The 21184-nt window shown below is 47.6% G+C and carries 18 protein-coding genes; 7 read left to right on the forward strand and 11 right to left on the reverse strand.

What is annotated here, in order from left to right; translation table 11 throughout:
- Positions 1–55: 55 nt before the first annotated feature.
- The 3 genes from ABN764_RS27065 to ABN764_RS27075 are packed head-to-tail and all read right to left on the reverse strand — an operon-like array spanning position 56 to position 5908.
- On the reverse strand, positions 56–3373 hold the full coding sequence (locus ABN764_RS27065; RefSeq protein ID WP_446673676.1) for an AAA family ATPase: 3318 nt from the start codon (positions 3371–3373) through the stop codon (positions 56–58).
- Complete coding sequence (locus tag ABN764_RS27070; RefSeq protein ID WP_446673677.1) at positions 3370–4770, reverse strand: metallophosphoesterase family protein; 1401 nt, start codon at positions 4768–4770, stop codon at positions 3370–3372. The genes ABN764_RS27065 and ABN764_RS27070 overlap by 4 nt, the downstream gene beginning before the upstream one ends.
- A gap of 4 nt (positions 4771–4774) precedes the next feature.
- Positions 4775–5908 carry a glycosyltransferase family 4 protein gene (locus ABN764_RS27075; protein ID WP_072729739.1) on the reverse strand — a complete coding sequence of 378 codons (1134 nt, stop codon included), beginning with the start codon at positions 5906–5908 and terminating at the stop codon, positions 4775–4777.
- A 100-nt stretch (positions 5909–6008) separates the two neighbouring features.
- Between ABN764_RS27075 and ABN764_RS27080 the strand changes: the two genes are divergently transcribed.
- A complete protein-coding gene (locus ABN764_RS27080; RefSeq protein ID WP_446673678.1) occupies positions 6009–7175 on the forward strand; it encodes a GGDEF domain-containing protein in 1167 nt (388 codons plus the stop codon).
- Between the two features lie 67 nt (positions 7176–7242).
- On the opposite strand, the gene ABN764_RS27085 is transcribed toward ABN764_RS27080, so the two are convergent.
- A complete protein-coding gene (locus tag ABN764_RS27085; RefSeq protein ID WP_174810842.1) occupies positions 7243–8004 on the reverse strand; it encodes a DUF2705 family protein in 762 nt (253 codons plus the stop codon).
- A complete protein-coding gene (locus tag ABN764_RS27090) occupies positions 8001–8930 on the reverse strand; it encodes an ABC transporter ATP-binding protein (RefSeq protein WP_036590707.1) in 930 nt (309 codons plus the stop codon). The genes ABN764_RS27085 and ABN764_RS27090 overlap by 4 nt, the downstream gene beginning before the upstream one ends.
- A gap of 327 nt (positions 8931–9257) precedes the next feature.
- Between ABN764_RS27090 and ABN764_RS27095 the strand changes: the two genes are divergently transcribed.
- Complete coding sequence (locus ABN764_RS27095; RefSeq protein ID WP_446673679.1) at positions 9258–10673, forward strand: RsmF rRNA methyltransferase first C-terminal domain-containing protein; 1416 nt, start codon at positions 9258–9260, stop codon at positions 10671–10673.
- Positions 10674–10862: 189 nt separating this feature from the next.
- Here ABN764_RS27095 and ABN764_RS27100 read toward each other — a convergent pair whose 3' ends face one another.
- Together ABN764_RS27100 and ABN764_RS27105 are read right to left on the reverse strand one after the other, a co-directional pair.
- Positions 10863–11660 carry a Cof-type HAD-IIB family hydrolase gene (locus tag ABN764_RS27100; RefSeq protein ID WP_446673680.1) on the reverse strand — a complete coding sequence of 266 codons (798 nt, stop codon included), beginning with the start codon at positions 11658–11660 and terminating at the stop codon, positions 10863–10865.
- A gap of 114 nt (positions 11661–11774) precedes the next feature.
- Complete coding sequence (locus ABN764_RS27105) at positions 11775–12521, reverse strand: pseudouridine synthase (RefSeq protein WP_446673704.1); 747 nt, start codon at positions 12519–12521, stop codon at positions 11775–11777.
- A 299-nt stretch (positions 12522–12820) separates the two neighbouring features.
- On the opposite strand from ABN764_RS27105, the gene ABN764_RS27110 reads away from it, so the two are divergent.
- The 3 genes from ABN764_RS27110 to ABN764_RS27120 all read left to right on the forward strand — a co-directional run bounded on the left by ABN764_RS27110 (position 12821) and on the right by ABN764_RS27120 (position 16118).
- Positions 12821–13576, forward strand: coding sequence for an ABC transporter ATP-binding protein (locus ABN764_RS27110; protein WP_446673681.1), 756 nt, complete (start codon positions 12821–12823; stop codon positions 13574–13576).
- Complete coding sequence (locus tag ABN764_RS27115) at positions 13573–14961, forward strand: ABC transporter permease (protein WP_065293566.1); 1389 nt, start codon at positions 13573–13575, stop codon at positions 14959–14961. Before ABN764_RS27110 ends, ABN764_RS27115 begins: the two co-directional genes overlap by 4 nt.
- 71 nt (positions 14962–15032) lie before the next feature.
- Entirely contained in the window at positions 15033–16118 is a 1086-nt protein-coding gene (locus tag ABN764_RS27120; RefSeq protein WP_370510426.1) for an efflux RND transporter periplasmic adaptor subunit, read from the forward strand.
- Between the two features lie 122 nt (positions 16119–16240).
- On the opposite strand, the gene ABN764_RS27125 is transcribed toward ABN764_RS27120, so the two are convergent.
- Positions 16241–17587, reverse strand: a complete 1347-nt coding sequence (locus ABN764_RS27125) for a hemolysin family protein (protein WP_021253207.1) — start codon at positions 17585–17587, stop codon at positions 16241–16243.
- A gap of 290 nt (positions 17588–17877) precedes the next feature.
- Here ABN764_RS27125 and ABN764_RS27130 point away from each other — a divergent pair, with 290 nt between their 5' ends.
- A complete protein-coding gene (locus ABN764_RS27130) occupies positions 17878–18258 on the forward strand; it encodes a hypothetical protein (RefSeq protein ID WP_139170672.1) in 381 nt (126 codons plus the stop codon).
- Positions 18259–18366: 108 nt separating this feature from the next.
- Here ABN764_RS27130 and ABN764_RS27135 read toward each other — a convergent pair whose 3' ends face one another.
- From ABN764_RS27135 to ABN764_RS27145, 3 genes are all read right to left on the reverse strand, one after another.
- Positions 18367–18789, reverse strand: a complete 423-nt coding sequence (locus tag ABN764_RS27135) for a DUF309 domain-containing protein (protein WP_446673682.1) — start codon at positions 18787–18789, stop codon at positions 18367–18369.
- A complete protein-coding gene (yjbM, locus tag ABN764_RS27140; RefSeq protein ID WP_021253210.1) occupies positions 18786–19595 on the reverse strand; it encodes a GTP diphosphokinase in 810 nt (269 codons plus the stop codon). The genes ABN764_RS27135 and yjbM overlap by 4 nt, the downstream gene beginning before the upstream one ends.
- Before the next feature lie 68 nt (positions 19596–19663).
- Positions 19664–20758 (reverse strand): quinone-dependent dihydroorotate dehydrogenase, encoded by a 1095-nt coding sequence (locus ABN764_RS27145; protein WP_268626345.1) that lies wholly within the window; start codon positions 20756–20758, stop codon positions 19664–19666.
- 269 nt (positions 20759–21027) lie between these two features.
- Between ABN764_RS27145 and ABN764_RS27150 the strand changes: the two genes are divergently transcribed.
- Complete coding sequence (locus ABN764_RS27150) at positions 21028–21165, forward strand: hypothetical protein (protein ID WP_172619537.1); 138 nt, start codon at positions 21028–21030, stop codon at positions 21163–21165.
- Positions 21166–21184 lie beyond the last annotated feature (19 nt).

Consider the following 21184-nt stretch of genomic DNA (forward strand, 5'->3'; position numbering starts at 1 on the left):
ATATCTAGGTGCAAATAAGGCGCAGTCCCTCTACTGAAGGGAACCGCGCCTATGCTTAAGAGCTATATGCCAATCGTTGCATTTCAATCAACCGCACTTCCGGCAATTCACACTTTATCAAATCAACGACATGAGGATGGCAAGTCGTCATCATGACATGATGCGAATCGGAGAGCGCAATAAGCGCCTTCGCTGCCAATCCTAGCCGTTCCTGATCGAAGTTGACTAGAATATCATCCAGCACGAATGGCACGGATGCCCGGTTCGTTAGCGCTTCTGCAAGCGCAAATCGAATAGCCAGATATACCTGCTCTGCAGTTCCTCTACTGAAATGGTGACTCCATACTACCTGACCATCCGGCCTTGCCAGCGCGATCGTCTTCTCGCCGAAGGGAATCAGCACGCGAGTATATCGCCCAGCACTCATCTGCTCCATATAATGGGCAGCACGTTTCAGTACAGCAGGCTGCTTCTCCTCCTCATACAATCTGCGAGTATGCTGCATGAGTGTCTTGGCAAGCGCCAGAACTGCATAACGGGACGCTTGTTCGTCCAGCTTCGATTCCTGCAGCGCAATTTCCTGGTGATGGGAAGCCCCCTCCACCTCTTGCTTCAACCTCTCCCGCTCCTGCTCCAATCTTCCCTTGCGTCCTTCCAGCTCTCGAATCCGTGTATCCAGCTGTTCCATTTGACGTGCGATGGAAATACATCGCTGCTCGAGCTCACGTCCATCATACTGAATCAGCAGTTCCTCCATTGGTCGAAATGCCATGCGTTCTCCTCCGCGATACAGCACAGCTTCCAGCTCCCGAACCTGCCGCTCCAGCTCAAGCTTATAGTTGTACGCATCAGCACAATGCAGCAATTCAAAACCAGTGTTCACACCGGCTTCCAGGAGAAGCTTATTCATCGTCTCCTGCATCTGACTGGCATGAATGTGCTTCTCCTTCCACTCATCATCTAAGGAACTGCTGTGAAGCAACAATTGCTGATATTCCTGCTCGATAGCCTGTTCACGCTCGATCCGCTCCAGCAGACGGAATAATCCACCTATCATTGATCCTGTCAGAAGCTCCACGCCCTCATCATGAGCAGCGACTCCGTATTGAAATACAGCTTCAGTTCCTTCTTCCCACGAACCAGTGTCATTCGCCTTCATCGCTTGTTGAGCTCGAGTTGTGATCAGATGCTGTGCGGTATGCAGCAAGCTGTTGCAATCCTGCTCGAACAATTCCAGCTGGCCAAGCAGGCGCGCATGCTTCACAGCCGCGCGATGGCGCTGCTGCTCCACTTCTTCGGCTTGTTCCCACCTTCTGCAATGTTCCTTTACACCCGCAGGGGTGAGTCGTTCTGGAAGATTCTCTTGATCGAGCCATGCATGCCAATCGCGTAGACGCCCTTCTTCTTTCTTATGCGCAGCATCCAGTTCCGCTGTAAGCAGTCGACAGCGTCGTTCAGTCACAATCACCGTCTCATACAGAGAACGACAGCGTTCTTGTACATGTAATCGTTCACGATGCCAGGCTCCAACCTCTTGTGCAGTCCTTCTTAGTTCATCGATGCCAGCATCGGGTATACTGCGTGCTGTGCTAGAGAGATAGGGCTGCAATAATTGACGGAGCGCCTCAGCATGCACACGGATTGCATGTTCCAATCCATCTTGCGCACTCTCGCTACGCGCCATCACATCCGCTTTGTCTGAAGAATGCGGTGGAGATTGTGAAGATACATATGCCATTACAGCGGTAGCTGCTAGGCCTACCAAGGCAATGACGAGAGCCATTAGCCATTGCTGTGCCATCCACCCGAGCCCGGCAGCCAGCAGCACTACACCTAATCCAAATCCATAGATAATGCGGGAGTGCGCAAACTTCTGCGGACGCGGTGCATTGCGGTTCCTTCGAGAATAGGATTCGTTATGTACTCGTTCCGGTGTAGGAACATGCTCCTTGCCGTCACTCGAAGCATTCCACACCCGCACCGCATCTGCTAATGATTGCTCTGCGCGTGCGATATCTGCTGCGCTTCCCTCGTTTGGGGCAAAGCCACTGCCATTCACTCCAGCCGTCTCACAGCGTTCGAGCTGCATCTTGGCATCGTCGTACTCTTTGGCCGCAAGCTCTGCCTCACGGACTGCATGTTCCATCCCGGCTTCTGATTGCGCGATTGCGAGACGACACGCATCCGCACGTCTCTCTGCCAACTGCGCCTGCTCCAAGTAGGAGGAAGTTTTGCTCGCCAGCAGCATCTCCGGTGTCCATGATGAATCTGTCTGACGAGAGAGCCGCCATAATTCAGCTTCGGCAGCATTGCATTCCACTTCAGCCTCTCCCGCTGCTTCTCGCCAATGTTGGACAGTATCCGTCAACTGCGCAAGCCGGCGTGTCTCCGACTCCAGATCTAGCAGCTGTTTGAACGGCTCCTTCCCTTTCTTACGGTCAGCTGCTGCTTGCCGCTTCTCTTCGATTCCTCTACAAGCAGCTTCCGTATCAGCAAGCTTCCGATCAAGCTCCCGCCACTGGGCAGCAAGCTCAGGCAGCCTTATTGACAGATCTGTCGGCTGTTCATCCAGCTCTTGCTTGGCGGCTATATAGCGAATCCACGTATCGGCCACGCCGCTTGCGCGTTCAGCCTTAGCCAGTTCCTCCCGTTGTACAATCCGCTGCTCTACACACTGATTCAGTTCTAGCTCTATTCGAGTCAACTGATCTTCTAACTCACTTAGCTTTCCTGCATGACGATGCGCTTCTCGCTGAACTCGTTCTAGCTTGTCCATCGTATGAAGGGTCTGGTTGATCAACTGATTGCGGCCCCTCGGCCGAAACAGTCCATCCATCGATTGCTGCAGCCAACGCTCCGCCTCAGTTATCCCTCTGCCGCCATACAGCCCTGTATCATATAAATAGGCCCCAACCTCGTCATCCTGCAGCGTTTGCAGCTCCTGCAGCTCATCTAGTGTTATGCCAAATAAGCGGCAGAAGAGTCCCGCATTCAATCCCCCTAACAGTTCATCCTCCAATTGAGATTGGCTGATATCTATCAGAACTCCTGTTGCAGACACCTTACGGATACTCGTATGGAGTGAACCATCCCGCTCCCACCGCTCAATCGTCCATTCGGCACCACTTTGATCGAGCACGCTCATCCGTCCCCCATATATAGCCCCTTCGATCGGCACATATCGGGTATGACTGCTTCTCCGCTTCGGCAATCCATACAGCATGTCCCGAATAAAATAGGTAATCGTACTCTTCCCTGCCTCATTAGGTCCATAGAGCAGCGTAATCCCCATATTCGAACCGCGTTCCGCAAGCGGGATTACCGCATCACGGAATCCTCCATACCCCATAAGGTGAATCTGTAATATTTTCATGGACGCTTCACCCCGCTCTGGAGCCACTCAACGGCTAACAGCATCGCTTCTCGCACCCATTCCTCCTGTGTCTCGCTGGATTGGGAGGCAAGCCAATTCCGCAAGCGTGGCTGCTGCAGAAGTGTCTGCAATGCTTCCTGAATCAACGCTTCTCTAGCTGTATCATGCTGTTGTGCCTGACTCGCTATTCGGATCAAGTCTCCTGGGAAGGTATCAGTCGCCTCCCACTGCTCAATATCAATATCAGGTGTACAGCTGATGCGAAGTGCGATTGGCCACAGAATCCCTGACACCTCTTCATAAGAAGCATGGTCAAGCTCTTGTGCTTGCCATGCTTCCCTCCATTGTTCGGTGAAGGATTCCTGCTGCAGCGAGGCATACAAGGGCGTTCGTCCGGTCAGTTCCACACGAATCAGCGTTAATCGCTCCCCCTCTTCACCTTTCCAAGCTGCCATCTTCTCATCAAGCAGCTGCATGATAGATTGAAGTGAACTTATCCCACTAACATCGATCTGCTCCTGACGCCAGCGAACCGTGTCCAATGTTTCGAATTGCAGGTTGACATCACCAAGCTCATTCACATTAACCAGGTAGCAGCCTTTCGCACCTGTTTCTTTTACATGCCTGCCTTGTGTATTGCCGGGATATACAATATAAGGAGATTCGTGCATCACTTCTCTCTTATGAATATGGCCTAGCGCCCAATAATCATATCCCTTTTCCACAAGCTCTCTCTTGGAGCATGGTGCGTAGGGATCGTGTTCTACACTTCCATCAACCGTTCCATGAAGCAGACCGATGCGGAACAGTTCATTAGCTGCAACTGTCTGTTGACTCCTATGTGTGCTCTCCTCTACGCTATCTGCATGCACCGTACATTCCTCATCCGTGGAAAGGCCTTTCCCCGCTTGCACAGCATTCCTTTCAGGACGGCTGGGATACATCGCTGCCAAATTCTCGTAAACTGCCATGTCTGCATAAGACATGCCGCATATAACCGCTACCGGCGAGGCATTCTTATTCGGAACAATAACGGCTTGTGGTTTATCCGTAGGGAAAACGGTCACATTGCTTGGCCACTCCCACTTCACCTCGCGATGAAGTGGATCGTGATTCCCATGAATGATATACACGGGAATCTGCTTATCCTGAAGCTGCTCCATCCCCCGCTGAAGCCTCCACTGCGCCTTAAGCGAGCGATCTCTGCCATCGTATAAATCACCGCTTATGACAACAAAGTCTACCTTCGCACGAATTGCTAACCGTACGAGATTGTCCCAGGCAGCGAACGTTGATTCCTGAACTTCTCCCTTCAGCTTATCCGGCAGAGCTTGTAGTCCGCGGAAGGGGCTATCAACATGCAAATCCGCCGCATGTAGAAAACGAAACGGAATCAATGCCTCACCCCCGCTTCAATTGATAATGTAAATATTTGCGCTTCAATTCATTCACGATACGTGTTAGCGAATAGGTTTGCTTCGCCTTTGCCCACGCAGCCCGCGCAAGTTCATAGCGGAATGATCCATCCATCATCGCTCTCTCCAGCGCATTACAGAGCGCAGTCGGATCATCAGGCGGTACAAGCAGTCCATTCACCCCGTCTTCAATCTGCTCTGCTATCCCGCCAACATTCGTTCCAATAAGAGAAAGCCAGCATAGCGCCGCCTCAGCGAATACAGAACCGAATGCTTCTGCCCGCGACGGTAATACGAAAATATCGAAGAACGGCATAAACTCCTCGGGATGAAGCATATAGCCGTAAAATATCGTCTCATCATATATAGACAGCTCCTGTGCAAGCTGCTCTAGATCCTCCCGAATCGGCCCATCGCCGATAATATGAAGTACATAAGCATGACCCCGCCGCTTTAGCTCTGCACATGCCTGCAGCAGTACATCGAGTCCTTTGGCAGGAACTAAGCGGCACATCGTGATGAGTTGAGGCACTGCATTATCATGGGCGATCGGCTTGAATCGCTTCTCATCAAATCCATTCGGCAGAACCTCTATTCGATCCGCATCATGAACATAAGCCTTCAGATACGTCCGGAAAGAATCGGACACCGTCATCATCTCATCCACTTGAGATTCCAACTCACGGTATAAGGATGTTAGAAATTGATGCTCCGGTCCATTGGGTTCAATCTTTCCATTTAAGATGAGCTCTTGTTCAAAGCTAGAGTGAACGGTCATAATTACAGGTGTATCCGGGTACAACTGCTTCATTACAAGTCCTACAATGGGATGATGTGCATGTATCAGATCATAGCGATTCGTAAGTCGCAGCTTCGACCACCAGACATAGTCGCGATACGTTTGAACATATTTCTGCACAATCGAACTATCCCCGTACTGCTTCCAATCGAAAGTATGAAAATGGACTTCTTCCTGCCCTTTGCCCCGTATTCGCTTCGGCAGCGAAAAGATCTCCATCTCCCAGTGGGGCGATTGAAATCGATCAAGTATATATGGAATCATGGAGGATACCCCTCCAGGCTGTTCAGGCGGAAAAAACAATGCTTGCAAAATATTCATGCGAGCGCCTCCTTCTTGTTCGCGCTTTTCGCCATTCAACCTTTATGATATATTAGAACATATGTTTCAGTAAAGAACCTTCCCAATGGAGCTGTCATTCATGACTCATTTGGCTAATTCCCTTTCTGAAGTGAACAATGTGATGGGATCAGTGTCTTCCTGTATCCTTTACATTACATTTATTATGATTCTGATGGCGATTCGTCTTTATATCCGTCAGCGATCACCAGCATATATTTTGCTCGTTATCTCCTTATTCCTTATGGCGGCGGAACGTCTGATTGATGTGATTCGTCTGCCATTGCTGGAGTGGAACCCTCATATTTATAACTGGTTTGTCGGTGGCGCGACCTTGCAAGCGTTTTCCTTTGTTCTCGTGAACATGGCGATATACCGGCTCTACAAGAGGCCTACTCGAGGATATCGTGTTCGCTTCTCAGCAATGCTGCTGGTCATCCCAATTGCGACGATGCTGTCTCTTCCTTTTGACACGAACATCACACCTACCATCGCTAACGCATGGCCACTGCTGCTATATCTTATGTTCGCAACGCTGTTTTGTTATGTGTGGGTAGCACCCAGAATCGGACAGCGTATCACTTATATATGCAGCTTAGCAGCTTACTTTGCCACGATTTTGCTTACATCTATGAATGCCTTGCTGTTTACATACAATAACAATCAGCTGTTCCTGTTGGAACGGCTACTCCCACTCGCCTATTACTCCCTATTGTTCTTCATCTTGTTCGAGCGCGTGGTCGAACTGCTTCATATGACTTATCGCACTTCCATTACGGATGGGTTGACAGGTCTATTCAATCGAAGACATATTATGAAAGTGATGCAGCAATATATCCGCAACGAGTACAAAATTTCATTTATTTTTTGCGATATCGACAATTTCAAGAAAGTCAACGATACATATGGTCATGATCAAGCAGACGAAATCTTGAAGCAAGTGTCTCTGATTATTCGGGAAGAGGTGGAGGACTATGGCGTACCTGGCCGATTCGGAGGCGAGGAACTAGTGGCGCTGATTACGCATCGCAATGCCCGTACCGAGCAAATCGCTGAGGCAATCCGGCATCGCGTAGAACAGGAGACAACGGTAACCCTTAGCATCGGTCATAGTACGCTGCGCAAATATATGACTTCAGATGATATTGTACGAGAAGCGGATCAGGCGATGTACTATTCCAAAACTCATGGCAAAAATCTAGTCACAAATTATCTCCATATCCAGAAAGCCTCGGGCAACATGTCCTAACAATAACAACGCCTTCTCCTGCATCTCCATGCAAGGGAAGGCGTTGTTCGTTATTCCAGATTAAGTGCTATTGAACGTCTCTTTTGTTGAAAATGATGAGAGACAAGCCAAGAAGCACGATCATATACACGGCAAAAATCGTAACACTGAAACCGAAGCTCGCTTCTTTAAATGGAAGATTGTCTCCACCGTTGAAATACGGCTGCCAGTTCAAATTCGGGAAAATTAAATACTTGTACCACGGCTTGCCAGAGAAGAAGTATATCCCCGCTCCAACGACTGACTTCATCACAATCGGCACGGTAATTGCCAGACCCAAGCTGCGTGTCAGCACAGCTGCTGTCATCGCAAGCAGTGCATAGAACAGTACATCTGGAATTCGGAAGACGATATCTTTCAATATGGACGCCAGTGTAACATCTGCTGACATGAAGCTGAAGAAGATCATTCCGATCACAACACTGCAAATGACCGTGAATACATACACCGACAACAAGATAAGTACTACAGTAACCATCTTAGAGGCAAGCACCGTTGTGCGGCTTGCCGGTCTTATCAACAACTGCTTAATCGTTCCATCTCGATACTCGTCGGTAACGATTTGTGCAGCGACGACCATGATAAAGATGCCAATGAGGGAGCTGAACAAGAAGTTAACGTCGCTCACAAAGGCCATATATGGATATGGATCACTTTTGAAAATAAAGAACCGCATTGCAGCAGCTACAATTAACGTAATAACCGCGATAAACGCGTAAAAATAAGGCACTTGGCGCTTGCTGTTCGCCTTCATCCATTCATTTTGCACAAGGGATACGAAGTATCTCATTCAATACGTCCCCCTTTCGTCATGGACAAGAACGTCTCCTCTAATGTAGGCGCCACTGTGCGCACCTCATAAATGAGAACACCCGCTTGAACGAACTTCTGTACGGCTGTAGGAACCTCATCATGCATCAGTTCAACTTTAACCGCACTGTCTTCCTCTACACTTGCCTTCCAAGCTGTAGATGCCAGCACTTCCATCGCTTTCGCGGCATCGTCGACCACGAAGCGAATTGCCATTGCTTGAGATTGTTCGCCCTCTTCATTCGGATCAAGCGATCGCTCCCCGACAAACTTACCGTTCTGAATGATGAGCACTCGATCACACATGAGTTCAATCTCAGACAATAAGTGACTGGATACGAGAATCGAGATATTTTCCTTCTTCGCGAGATGGCGCAAATAATCACGCAGTTCACGTATACCGGCTGGATCTAGACCATTCGTAGGCTCATCCAATATCAAAATGGATGGGTTATGAAGCAGAGCCTGCGCAACACCCAGCCTTTGGCGCATCCCTAGGGAGTACGTCTTAACTTTCTTGTCCAGCGCATTTTCCAAATCTACCAGCTTCACAATTTCCTTAATGCGCTCCTCCGTAATCGGCTTCCCGCTCATACGTACGAAATGCTGCAAATTTTTGCGTCCGGTCATAAATTTGTAAAGCTCTGGGTTTTCGACAATCGCGCCAACATGAGCCATCGCCTTCGCGCGATCGGTTCGAATATTATGCCCCTCTATTACAATATTTCCAGAAGTCATCGACATCAGGCCGACCATCATCCGGATCGTCGTCGTCTTCCCTGCTCCGTTCGGGCCAAGGAATCCATATACTTCACCGCGACGCACACTGAATGACAAATCATCGATAATCGTTTTTCCTTTTATCTTTTTCGTGACGTTTTGTAGTTCAACAACGACATCATTCACCATTCATCCGCTCCTTTCTCCTGTCTTACCTGGTTGTTCTCGTAGATGCGTATCTCTAGCTTCCCCTAGTCAAATTGTATCCATGAGTTGATCTTTCCAACCCCGAATCCTACCACATACTCCATACGTACAAGCTTACTATGACGTTTCGCAAAAGTGTCTTACATTATTGTAACCTGTATCTCCAATCACTACTAGAAAATCACAATGATGAATAAGAGATTTCATGCGGTTATTCCCTAAAGATTCAACGTTGCATCGAAGGCCAGCAGTCCGGTAAACTATACAATGCTGATTACTTATACCCATTCGGAAAGGAGCTGTAACATGTCCCTAGAAAAAACAAACTACACATTACCTCAAGCTTATATTGAGCAGATGAAGCAGATGCTCCCTAAGGATGGGGATGCATTTTTGCAAAGCTATACAGAGCCGCGAACCTTCGGACTGCGTGCCAATCCCGTGAAGTGGCTGACACATCCTGACGCTCGCTCGCGCTCAGAGAAGCTATTCCAGCTGCGCCCCGTGCCTTGGTGCGAGGAAGGATACTATTACGAAGAGAGCTCGCGTCCTGGCAAGCACCCATATCATGCAGCAGGCTTCTATTATATTCAAGAGCCCTCTGCAATGTCTGCAGTAAGCCTGCTTGATCCACAGCCAGGCGAATTCATCTTGGATTTGGCCGCTGCGCCTGGAGGGAAATCTACCCACATTGCAGGACGGATGCGAGGTGAAGGTGTCCTCATCTCCAATGAGATTCATCCACAGCGCGCCAAAATATTAGCCGAAAATATCGAGCGAATGGGGATCCCCAACACGATCGTCACCCAATCCGATCCACATGCGTTAGCCGCTAAGTTCCCGCAAGCCTTCGATCGGATTATGCTCGATGCCCCATGCTCGGGTGAAGGCATGTTCCGTAAAGATAACGATGCTGTCAAGGAGTGGTCGCCTGAGCATGTTGCCATGTGCGCGGCACGGCAATGGGATATTATTCAGGCAGCAGTAACGATGTTGAAGCCCGGCGGGACGATTGCCTATTCCACCTGCACTTTCAACCATCAGGAAAATGAAGGGATCATTGAAAAATGGCTTCAGCATTACGACCAGTTCAAGTTGATTCGCATGGAGCGAATTTGGCCTCATCACTCTGAAGGAGAAGGACATTTTGTAGCCGTGTTGCAGCTACAGGAGGGCGACTCGGAATCAATTGCTTCCACTAGCTCTACTAGCCGTCGCGGCAAGACTGCCCGCAAGGGAGGTGGAACCCGCCCCAACGAAGCGCAGACGGCATTTACACAGTTTGAGGCTTGGATGAAAGAGTTCCTACCTGGGATTCACTTGCCGCAAGGAATGCCCTTGCTGTTCGGGGAAGAACTCTATTGGCTGCCGCAGGGCAATGAATCAGCTGTTCAAGCACTACGAAGTGGAGAGACACTCCAAGGGCTCCGCATCCCTCGTGCCGGTCTGCATCTCGCTCATATACGCAAGAATCGTATTGAGCCCGCCCATGCACTCGCGATGTTCTGCAGTTCTTCAGAGGTAGCTGCTCAATCCATCTCATATGATGTGGAAGATCTGGCCGTGGAAGCCTATTTGCGAGGTGAAGCTCTGCTTCTTGAAGGAGAAAATGCGAATCTGAAGGGATGGACACTTGTCGCAATAGACGGATTGCCAATTGGCTTCGGCAAAGCATCAGGCGGCCAGTTAAAGAACCATTATCCAAAAGGATTGCGCAAATAAAGTAGACTACCTTACAAGAACAGCTTCATGCAAATAAAAAAACCACTGATCTTGCACAATAGAATGCTCCTGAGAGAAGCTTCGATTGTGCAAGGACAGTGGTTCACATGAGTGAATCATTGCATGGGTACTCGCACGGAACCAATTCCAGCATAGCTCCAGTACAATTTCCTCTAGGGCTGGGTGCAGCTATTTACAATACTTAAGCAGAGTTGCCGCCACTCCATCCTCGTTGTTCGACAGTGTAACTTCCTGTGCAGCTGCCTTCACTTCAAGCGGAGAATTGTCCATAGCCACGCCCAAGCCAGCGAATTGAATCATCGTCATATCATTATAATAGTTGCCGATAGCCAATACCTGCTCACGAGGTACGCCGCGCATAGCAGCAAGCTGCTTGAGTGCATTTCCCTTCGTTGCATCCTTATGCATAATATCGATAAAGTAGTCTCCTGAGCGAATAAAGTTGTGCTCATGTGTCCATTGATTCAACTCATGTTCTACTCGATCTATCTCTTCCTTATGCCCGCTCATCGTCAGCTTCACAGGAGCATCAGGCAAGCCCGTCCAACCTGGGAACTGCTTCGGCTCAATCAAGAATTGACGGTATAGATCCAGCATCTCTGGGGTCAACTCGTTCAGCTTGTCCACATAGAGATCAAAAGCTGTATTGATATCGAAGTGAACTCCGTTCTCACGGCAATATTGAATATAAGGCTCCAAGCCAGCGCTCGGGATATCGAAACGGTGGAGCACTCTGTGCCCTTCTGAAGCAATGGTAGCTGCACCATTATGGGTAATGACAACACCCTCTAGTCCGATTTGCTCTAAATAAGGCAGCGTGCTGATCGGACTTCTTCCCGTACACAGCACAATCTCCATACCTTGTGCCGCAGCCTTGCGAATCGCCTCCGCATTCGCGCTGGACAGCGTATGATCGTCATGAAGCAGAGTTCCATCCATATCTAAAGCCACGATGCGATAATTCATCACTGATTTCTCCCTCTCATCTCTATCTTCTGTATCGTATGAACAGTATGATATTCGTAAGTGTAAAGCAGTCCTATCCAGTTGTTGCTATGGTTAGTATTGCTGATATTGTTGCTATTGCTGCTGTCGTTGGAGCAAGGTAAGCTCTTCTTCCGTACACTCTCTCCACTGACCGAGCTTAAGAGCCGAATCCAATTCCAGTTCGCCCATTCGAATTCGCTTCAAATAAACGACTTGCTTGCCGACTGACTCGAACATTCGTTTCACCTGATGAAACTTTCCTTCTGTAATCGTCAGTTCGATGAAGGAGTGTACGGTTCCATCGGATTGCTCCTCATGGCCACGTATGACAAGATGAGCTGGCTTCGTCACATATCCATCATCCAGCTCTACTCCTTGTTGAAATGCTTCTCCATCCTTGCTGTCAACCCGTCCTCTAACGGTAGCCACATAGGTCTTCGGGACGTGCTTCTTCGGAGACAGCAGCTCATGCGCCAGCTTGCCGTCATTTGTAAGCAGCAGCAAGCCCTCTGTATCTTTGTCCAGCCGGCCTACTGGGAAAGGCTCGAAGTGCCGCAGTTCTTCAGGGAGCAGATCAATCACCGTCCGTTCCCGTATATCTTCCGTAGCAGATATTACGCCTTGCGGCTTATTCAACATAATATATACAAATTCACGATAGCGAATCTGTTCGCCATCCAGCAGCACTTCATCTGCATCGGGATCCACCTGCAAGCCGCTGTCCTTAATTACCCGTCCATTGACTTGAATAAGGCCAATCTTCGCCCATTTTTTAATCTCTGAGCGACTGCCGCAGCCCATATGCCCTAATAGTTTGTCCAGCCTTATCTTTTTTGCCACCGCATGCTCACCTCCATGCTGCACGGTGTGCTTGTGTTCATTCTTCGTTCCTATCTTCTCGTATTGCATTGTGCACAAGCTATTCTGAGCCGTGCTCTTACAGCATACCATGCCAGCTGCGCATATCACAACGAATCGACATCTCATCGATTTAGGTGACAGCATTCTCCCTCCCCCTTACATTATTGTCACAATGCAGTCAAGAGAGAAACTTTCCCTTATAATCATCGTATGGAACACTGTTATGCGCTGGCTCGATACATATTTAATCGAAGAAGTAGATAGAAAGGAGGAGCCGAATGTTACGTGTCGAAGGCCTATCACACTCATTTAAGAACGGCCCCGAAACCACCCAAGTACTGCATTCCATCAATTTCGAAGTGAAGCGCGGCGAGATGGTTGCATTGCTCGGCAGCTCAGGTTCTGGTAAGTCAACATTGCTTAACTTAATGGCAGGCTTAATGAAGCCAACTGAAGGAAGCATCTATATTGCAGATCAGGACATTGTGAAACTTAACGAGAACTCACTCGCTGAATTTCGACGCAAGCACATCGGATTCATTTTTCAAGCGTATGAGCTAATAGCCAATTTAACTGTACGTGAAAATGTAGAGCTCCCGCTTATTTTTCAAGGAATTCGTCCATCGGAGCGGAAACAAAAATCGCTGCGCCTGCTTGAACAAGTCGGTATTCCTGACAAGGCTGAGCTGTTCCCTTCCCAATTGTCTGGTGGACAGCAGCAGCGTGTCAGTATTGCACGCTCTCTTATTACCGAGCCATCGGTTATTTTTGCGGACGAGCCTACCGGTAATTTGGATACACGTACAGAAGAAGAAATCATTGCAATCCTGAAAAACTTGAACGAAACCGTTGACACCACCTTCATCATCGTTACCCACGAAATGGAAGTGGCTGAACAAACGAAGCGGATTATTACGTTGAAGGACGGCGTATTGATCGAAGATGGATCGCGCACACGCTTGAATTCGATAATAGCAGAAGAGGCTGTTCCGGGGGAAAAAATCCTTCAGCCCGTTGGAGGTGAGCAGTCGTGAGAGTACGAGACTACCTCCATCTTTCATGGGATCAATTGAAGAGACGGAAGGTCGTAACCGGATTATGTGCAGCGGGAATATCAATTGGCTGTGCCGCTATTATTATTGCGATGAGTGTCGGAGAATCTGCACAGACGTTTGCAGAGAAACAGTTGAACACGTACTTGAAAATGGACGAGATTACGGTAACACCAAATACCGGGGTCAGCCAAGGTGGAAATCAAGGAAAAAACAGCGGACAGCAGGCAAAAGGTGCGGATGACGAGAGTATTGAGCGCGGAAAGATTACAGCCCAGAAAATTGAGGTCATTCGCAACATCCCTCATGTCAAGGCAGTTGCGCCATTCCAGCAATTCGGCTATTTGGAAATGTATACGATGGATGATCGTCGGACTGGAATTGAGGTATTTGCGACAGAGCTCAATTCGTTAACTGAATTTGACAATAAGTTTATGCAGGGATCCCCTTCAGACCTTGATGGTACCGTCGTATTGAGCTATGGAGCCACTCTCGGACTTATTGACCAAGAGACGATGGATAACCTGATGGAGCAATTGTCGAACAATCCGTACGACGACTCCTTGATGGAGCAGTATAACAACCTAAACCGTATTCCTACAGCGATGTATCAACGTCAACTTCGGCTCAAGACGATGCTGATGAACGGGGATAGCAAGACCTATATGAGCTCCCCGCTTCGCGTGTCTGCTGTATTGAAGAAGCCAAACGGTGTAAGTGAGAATCAGGTAGCTTACGATAAGAAGCTGTACGTATCTCTTGAAACTGGCAAAATGCTGATGCAGGAGCTGCACATGAATGACGGCAGTGCAGAACAAGGTACATACAACAATGTCATCGTAAAAGTAGACGACCAAGCGAATGTAGAACAAGTTGAGAAGCAAATTAAAAAGTTAACGTTAAACACGCAAACAAACCTCCATCAAAAGGATCGACTGCAGGAGAACTTCGCAATCGTCAAGACGATTGCACTTGGAATCGGCATTTTCGTTCTGTTCATCGCCTCCATCTCGATTGTGGTGGCAATGACAATGTCCACGTATCAACGCCGCCGCCAAATCGGCATTATGAAGGTGCTCGGTGCGAATCTAAGACAGATTCGCAACATGTTCATCATTGAGGCGGCTCTGCTCGGATTGGTTGGTGGATTGATTGGCGTTATGCTGTCCTACTGGATCGTATGGGGCATTAACGGGGTTACAGCAAGTACAATGTCCGAGAGTACGGGGGATGCGATTATCTTCATCTCCTACTCTAATATTCCGATCGGAATTACATTTGCAATCGTAACAGGCATTCTGTCGGGCATTTATCCAGCCGTCAGCGCCTCTCGTACCGATGCTCTTACCGCCATTAAGCGCGACTAACAGCCATCATTTTTGCGTTGTCTGTAGAGCTGTTCCACATAGAGGAGGACATTTACCAAATGAAATCGAAAATAAAACCGATATTGAAATGGTCAATTATCATACTTATTTTAGGCGGCATCAGCTTTGGATTGTATCGTTTCGCTAACCCACCACAGCCAGAGCTTCCGATGGACAATGCGGGTGCGATCACCTTCCCGGTTACGAAGGAAACACTTGTGAATCATATTGAAGTAAAGGGTAAATCCACATATGAAAAGGAAACGATCGTGTATGCGCCATTCGGTGCAGAAGTGAAGCAATGGGCTGTAAAGGATGGGCAGCAGGTGAAGAAGGGCGAAACTATCTTCCGTCTCGATCCAAGTGTACTGCTGAATGAAATTGCACAAGCTGAAGCTGTAATTCAAAAACAGAAGCTTGAAACGCAGCTCGCACAATATCAATCCGCGCTAAGCGAAGAAGATCAAGCGCTCCCTTCCACGGAAGCCGAAGTGAAGAAGAAATTCGTCGAGAAAGAAACGGCGAAGCTTCAGCAAGAGCTGAACAATGTAACCATTGATATTCAACGAAAGGAAATCGCTCAGAAGCAGAAGAAGGTAGATGTAGCCAATTATATTGCACCTTCGCCAGGGATTTTCCTATACGATGATCCGAACAAAATTCCACAAGCACTGAAAGAGAATGAACGTGTCGGCAAAATCGTAGAACTGAAGAAATTGCAGCTCGTTACGCTAGTTGGCGAACAGGATGTATTCCGCATTAAGCCTGACATGGCCGTTGAAGTAAAAATGAACGCCATGAAGAACGTCAAGATCAAAGGTAAAGTGCTGAAAGTGTCCAAATTCGCAAAGGCGGTATCCGAGGAACAACGCAATAACAATCAGCCCGCTCAATTTGAAGTCATCATCGGACTCGATGCCAATGAGAACCTGATCGCCGGTCTCAGCCTTACTGGACAAATTGAGACACAACGGAAAGAAAATGCGATCGTTGTGCCAACTGTTGCCGTTATGCGGGAAAAAGAGAGCGTCTTTGTTAATATCGATAAAGGCAATGGCCAAATCGAACGAAAAGAGATAAAAGTTGGTCTCGAAACAAGTGAGAAAACAGAGGTATTGGAAGGATTGAAGGAAGGCGATACGGTCGTGCTGCAATAATCGATGCCACTAAACCTACAAGTTTGTAATTCACAATGAGATCATTCAATATGAGTTCGATAAAATAAAGGAAGCACCCTGCAGAACCGCAAAGAAAGGTTCCGAAGGGTGCTTCTTCTCTATTACAGTGAAGATTGCTCCGCTTGCACATCTTCTTGTTCAAATAACTGATTCCATTGTCCTGATGCGATCTGGACTTTGCGGATTCGATGCTTCTCTCTCTCCAGCACAGTGAATTGAATACCGTTCCATTCGAGCTTAGAGCCCTTCTTGCAATCCGGCATCCGATCGTACAGCCATCCTCCGATAGTATCGATATCCTCGTGCTCAAGCTCAGTGGAGAGCAAGCTATTTACATCCGTAAGCAGCACTTTCCCATCAAATATATAGGTATGCTCATCCAATTGTTCAATTTCAGGGCGTTCTTCCTTGTCAAATTCATCACGGATATCGCCAACGATTTCTTCCAATATATCTTCAATCGTGATCATACCGGATGTTCCACCATATTCATCAATTAGGATCGCCATATGCGTGCTTTCTTTCTGCATTCGCTTAAGGAGCTGATTGATCGGAGTAGACTCCGAAACGGTGAGAACGGGCAGCATGATGTCAGATAGCTTCTTATTAGCCGCTTCATCATATTGCAGGAACAACTGCTTCGTGTTGATCATGCCCACAATGAAATCCTTGCTTCCACGAATAATCGGGTATCGGGTATACTGTTCCCGCTTCATGACTGGAATGCTCTCCTCTACAGGCAGTTCCTCCTGCAAGCAAATCATGTCCGTTCGCGGAACCATAATTTCCTTGGCCAGCAATTCGTCAAATGCAAATATGCGGCTCACATAACCGAATTCCGTTTTATTGATTTTACCGCTTTCATAGCTTTCATTCAGAATAATCTGCAGCTCTTCTTCAGAGTGGGCCTCTTCTTGCTCCTTCGCAGGCTTCAGACCGAACATGCGGATAAATCCATTCGCAGAACTGTTCAACAACCAAATGAACGGGTACATCACTTTGTGGAACCAAATGATCGGTCTAGCGAACAACAAGCTGATCTTCTCCGACTTCTGGATCGCAAGCGTCTTCGGTGCAAGCTCACCAACCACAACATGTAGAAATGTAATGACGATGAATGCAATCAAAAAGGAAAGGATCGAAGCAGCTTGCTGTGGAACAGACAACCACTCAAATACCGGATGAAGCACCTTCTCAATCGAAGGTTCACCGAGCCAACCAAGTCCAAGCGCCGTAATCGTAATTCCCAGCTGACAGGCGGACAGATATCCATCCAGATTGCTCGTCACTTGCTTGACCGCAAGTGCATTCTTGCGTCCTTCCAGAACCAGTTGATCTACACGGCTGGATCGGATTTTAATAATTGCAAACTCTGTGGCTACAAAAAAGCCGGTAAGGATAATCAGTATTGCTACTAGAATAAAGCTGATACTCGGGGGCAAATCCATTATTTGTCTCCTTTATGAACCAAAATATAAAGCTTATTTCCACATATTATACAGGTTAGCAGAACGGAAAACAAAAGTCTCTACAGTCGGAAATCGACTTCTATCGTTATTGTTATTCCAGTCCTCCAGTAAAATAACATCGGCACGCGTCATTACACGAGCGCATGCTCTCCTGTAAGCTGTAGAACCAATTTTACATGAAACTCTCGCATACGGTGTATCCATACAAGCCAGCACATGCGGTTTCTCATATATTAATTTTGCAGACCGGCAAGATGGGGGGTGAAGAGATGACGATCTTGTTTAACAGAACGCTGATATTCAACGATTTGGATGAATTGCTTTTAGGCAGAAACACATTTCAACTCGTGCTTCAAAATGGCATTAGTCAAAGTTTATGCGACCTCCACATTCAAACTAAAAATAGCCTTGGAATTCCGCCTATGCTTGCATCATTAAAGATTCAAACAACATTCGAAGCTAAACAATTGGTTCTGACTCCGCCTGTAATATCACTTGATTTGGATTTAACAACGTTCTTTAACACCCACCAATGTATTCCAGTGGGTGGTACCTTCTTATTGACATTGACATTCACCAGAACGTTTTTGCCGGAAGATACTCTGCTGATTGGCCCTACGAATTCTCAAGGCATCATTGTTATTGGTTAATTCGTAACGGGATTTGTTTATGTAGAGAAGAACACCATTTCAGGCCTTGCCCCAAAATGGTGTTCTTCTCTTCTTCTAACATCAATATGTCACGATATTCAACTTGTCTTATTCATGTAAGGAAGGCAGCTCGCAGCACTCAATGAGCGCACCGAGCTCCTTATCCACGATTCGAATCGTAAGATCTTGAAATGGAGGCAAACTCGCATCGCAATTGCACAATTTGTCCAAGGTCTCTTCAGAATCGTTACGAAGCTGCTCCAAATCGATCCCCATTATGATATCTGGATAGGCATCCAGCTTCTGAAGCGCTGCGGTCAGCAGCTTAATCGCTCCAGGACGATTGCCGTTCTGGAAATGATGCAGCCCCACTGCTACCTGAAGCAGCCCTTGAAGAAGCGGCTTGCGCCCCTCTTCAAGCCATAACTCTTCCATGACATCATGGCATTGATAGTAATCCCGTTCTTCATTGAACAGCTTGATGAACTGAATATACAGCCTGTCATAAGGGAGACCCGACTCGATATTCATAGCTGAATATTTCCGTTCTTCTTCGCTCTCTCCAGTGCGTTCGTAATCTCTTCCTCTAATTGCTTCAACTCTGTAATATCATCCTTCTCCCATACTTCATTGAAGCGGTTCTGGAATTGAATCGCCTCAGAAATACGGTGGGAATAATACAACTCTTGGATAAAGGACAAGCATTTCTGTACAATCTTCGACTTGTCCTCGAAGCTCTGCTGCGCTACGAGAATTTCCTGACGGATGCTGGACATTTCGTTGTCTAGTACAAACGCCGCCTCAGCCGCTGTCTTCAGACGCAGACGGACCTCCTCAGGCAAGCTGTCCTTATATTTATAATTCAATGAATGTTCAATCGTTGCCCAGAAATTCATGGCCAATGTACGGATTTGAATCTCACCCAAAATCATTTTCTGGCCGAGCGCCGTTTGAACCGGATATTCGATAATCATATGGAAGCTGCGATAGCCGCTTTCCTTATAATTGGTAATGTAGTCCTTTTCATATACGACCTTCATGTCTTGTCGATTCCGAATCAATTGAGCCACGCGATGAATATCATCGACGAACTGGCACATAATTCGAATCCCAGCGATATCTTCAATTCCCTGCTCCAATTGATTAAGAGGCACCTCGAGGCGCTTCGCTTTCTCAAGGATGCTAGAAATTCTCTTCACCCGACCCGTTACGAACTCGATAGGTGAATATTCTTCTCGCTTCTTCAATTCAGTTCGTAACGTTTTGAACTTGACCTTCAGCTCTTCGACGGCCTGTGCATAAGGCAGCAAAAAATTTCCCCAATCTCTTCCGTCCATTTGTACGCCTCCTGTCCATTCCAACCATTCGTTCAGTGAACCTATGCCGTTTCACTATACGACCATTCTTATCGATGATCAGCCCCGATAGCTTCTGAGATATGCTTGAATCCGTCCTGCTTCATCAGTCGCTTCAAGCCCGAAGCTAGCTCACGGTTAATTCCTGGCCCCTTGTAAATGAGACCCGTATATATTTCCACCAGACTGGCTCCGGCACGTATTTTCCGGTACGCATCTTCGGCAGTGAATACGCCACCCGACCCTACGATTGGGATGGCCCCCTTGGTCATTCGATAGATTTGCGATACGACCTCTGTCGAGCGTTCCGTCAACGGCTTACCGCTCAATCCCCCGTTCTCCAATCGATGGACATGGGTTGCCCCCATCCGTGACAAGGTAGTATTGGTGGCAATTATTCCTGACACTCCACTATGCACAATCGTCTCGGTCATGCTCTCCAATTCACTATCAGATACGTCCGGTGCAATTTTGACGAGAATGGATTTGTTCTGACCATGTGCAGCATTCTGACGATTCATCTCATCAACGACCAGACTGAGCAGTGCCTTCAGCTCATCGCCATGCTGCAGATTCCGCAAGTCAGGCGTGTTCGGCGAGCTGATATTGACGACGAACAAATCCGCAACATTATACATCGTTTGTATGCACTTCAAGTAGTCTTCATGCGCCTTATCATTTGGTGTTGCTTTATTTTTACCGATATTGACCCATACCGGAATTGGTCGATCCTTAATCGCAGCCAATCGCTCGCGCATTGCTTCTGTTCCTTCATTATTGAAGCCCATTCGATTGATTAACGCTTCATCGGGAGGAAGCCGGAACATACGTGGTTTCTCATTGCCAGGCTGTCCCTTCGGCGTGACAGTGCCCACTTCCATAAATCCGAAGCCAATGGATGAGAATCCGCGGACGGCCTCCGCATTTTTATCAAGTCCTGCTGCTAGTCCAATTGGACTGTGGAATGTGAGACCGAACAAAGAGGTCGTCAGGGCTGGATCTGCCTTCACACCATACATCCCACGCATCATGGCAAGTGCACCTGGCACCTTCGTCGCTTTCGCCATGCCACCTATAACCAGGTGATGAGCCTTTTCAGGATCTAATTTGAAAAATACCGGTTTAGCTATGTTGCGATATAACAAAGGTTCCACTCCGTTCATTGTGCCATACATGTAAGCCATGGTTACTGACAACATCGTATAGTTACCGTACCACGCAAGTCTTATTCTCTCAATCACAAGACAATGCGTTGGAGAATTCTTGGCGGGCATAAAAAGGCTCCATGTCCTAGTTTAAAGGTTTCTCGCGCAAAAGAAAAGTACATATGTCAACCAACCTTGACTGGTCAAACCTTACGAAAACGATTACAATAGGCATATAGAAGCTAGAATCGTAAGAAAGGTGATGACCTATGGCAGTGAAACGCAAATCCCCATCTATGCCAGCCAAGCATACTGAAGAAGTAAACAAGAAGGCGATCTATTGGATCGGCGGGGTTATCTTGCTATTTGTCATAATTGTCTCAACGCTGCTTATTGCGAATGGATGAGCATGTAATCATAGTAATT

This window comes from Paenibacillus wuxiensis (genome assembly GCF_040195695.1).
Classification (GTDB): domain Bacteria; phylum Bacillota; class Bacilli; order Paenibacillales; family Paenibacillaceae; genus Paenibacillus_B; species Paenibacillus_B suaedae.

Coding starts and splice junctions, on each gene's coding strand:
- ABN764_RS27065 (WP_446673676.1), bottom strand. CDS start 3,373: ATGAAAATATTACAGATTCACCTTATGGGGTATGGAGGATTCCGTGAT.
- ABN764_RS27075 (WP_072729739.1), bottom strand. CDS start 5,908: ATGAATATTTTGCAAGCATTGTTTTTTCCGCCTGAACAGCCTGGAGGG.
- ABN764_RS27080 (WP_446673678.1), top strand. CDS start 6,009: ATGACTCATTTGGCTAATTCCCTTTCTGAAGTGAACAATGTGATGGGA.
- ABN764_RS27085 (WP_174810842.1), bottom strand. CDS start 8,004: ATGAGATACTTCGTATCCCTTGTGCAAAATGAATGGATGAAGGCGAAC.
- ABN764_RS27095 (WP_446673679.1), top strand. CDS start 9,258: ATGTCCCTAGAAAAAACAAACTACACATTACCTCAAGCTTATATTGAG.
- ABN764_RS27100 (WP_446673680.1), bottom strand. CDS start 11,660: ATGAATTATCGCATCGTGGCTTTAGATATGGATGGAACTCTGCTTCAT.
- ABN764_RS27110 (WP_446673681.1), top strand. CDS start 12,821: ATGTTACGTGTCGAAGGCCTATCACACTCATTTAAGAACGGCCCCGAA.
- ABN764_RS27125 (WP_021253207.1), bottom strand. CDS start 17,587: ATGGATTTGCCCCCGAGTATCAGCTTTATTCTAGTAGCAATACTGATT.
- ABN764_RS27130 (WP_139170672.1), top strand. CDS start 17,878: ATGACGATCTTGTTTAACAGAACGCTGATATTCAACGATTTGGATGAA.
- ABN764_RS27135 (WP_446673682.1), bottom strand. CDS start 18,789: ATGAATATCGAGTCGGGTCTCCCTTATGACAGGCTGTATATTCAGTTC.
- yjbM (WP_021253210.1), bottom strand. CDS start 19,595: ATGGACGGAAGAGATTGGGGAAATTTTTTGCTGCCTTATGCACAGGCC.
- ABN764_RS27150 (WP_172619537.1), top strand. CDS start 21,028: ATGGCAGTGAAACGCAAATCCCCATCTATGCCAGCCAAGCATACTGAA.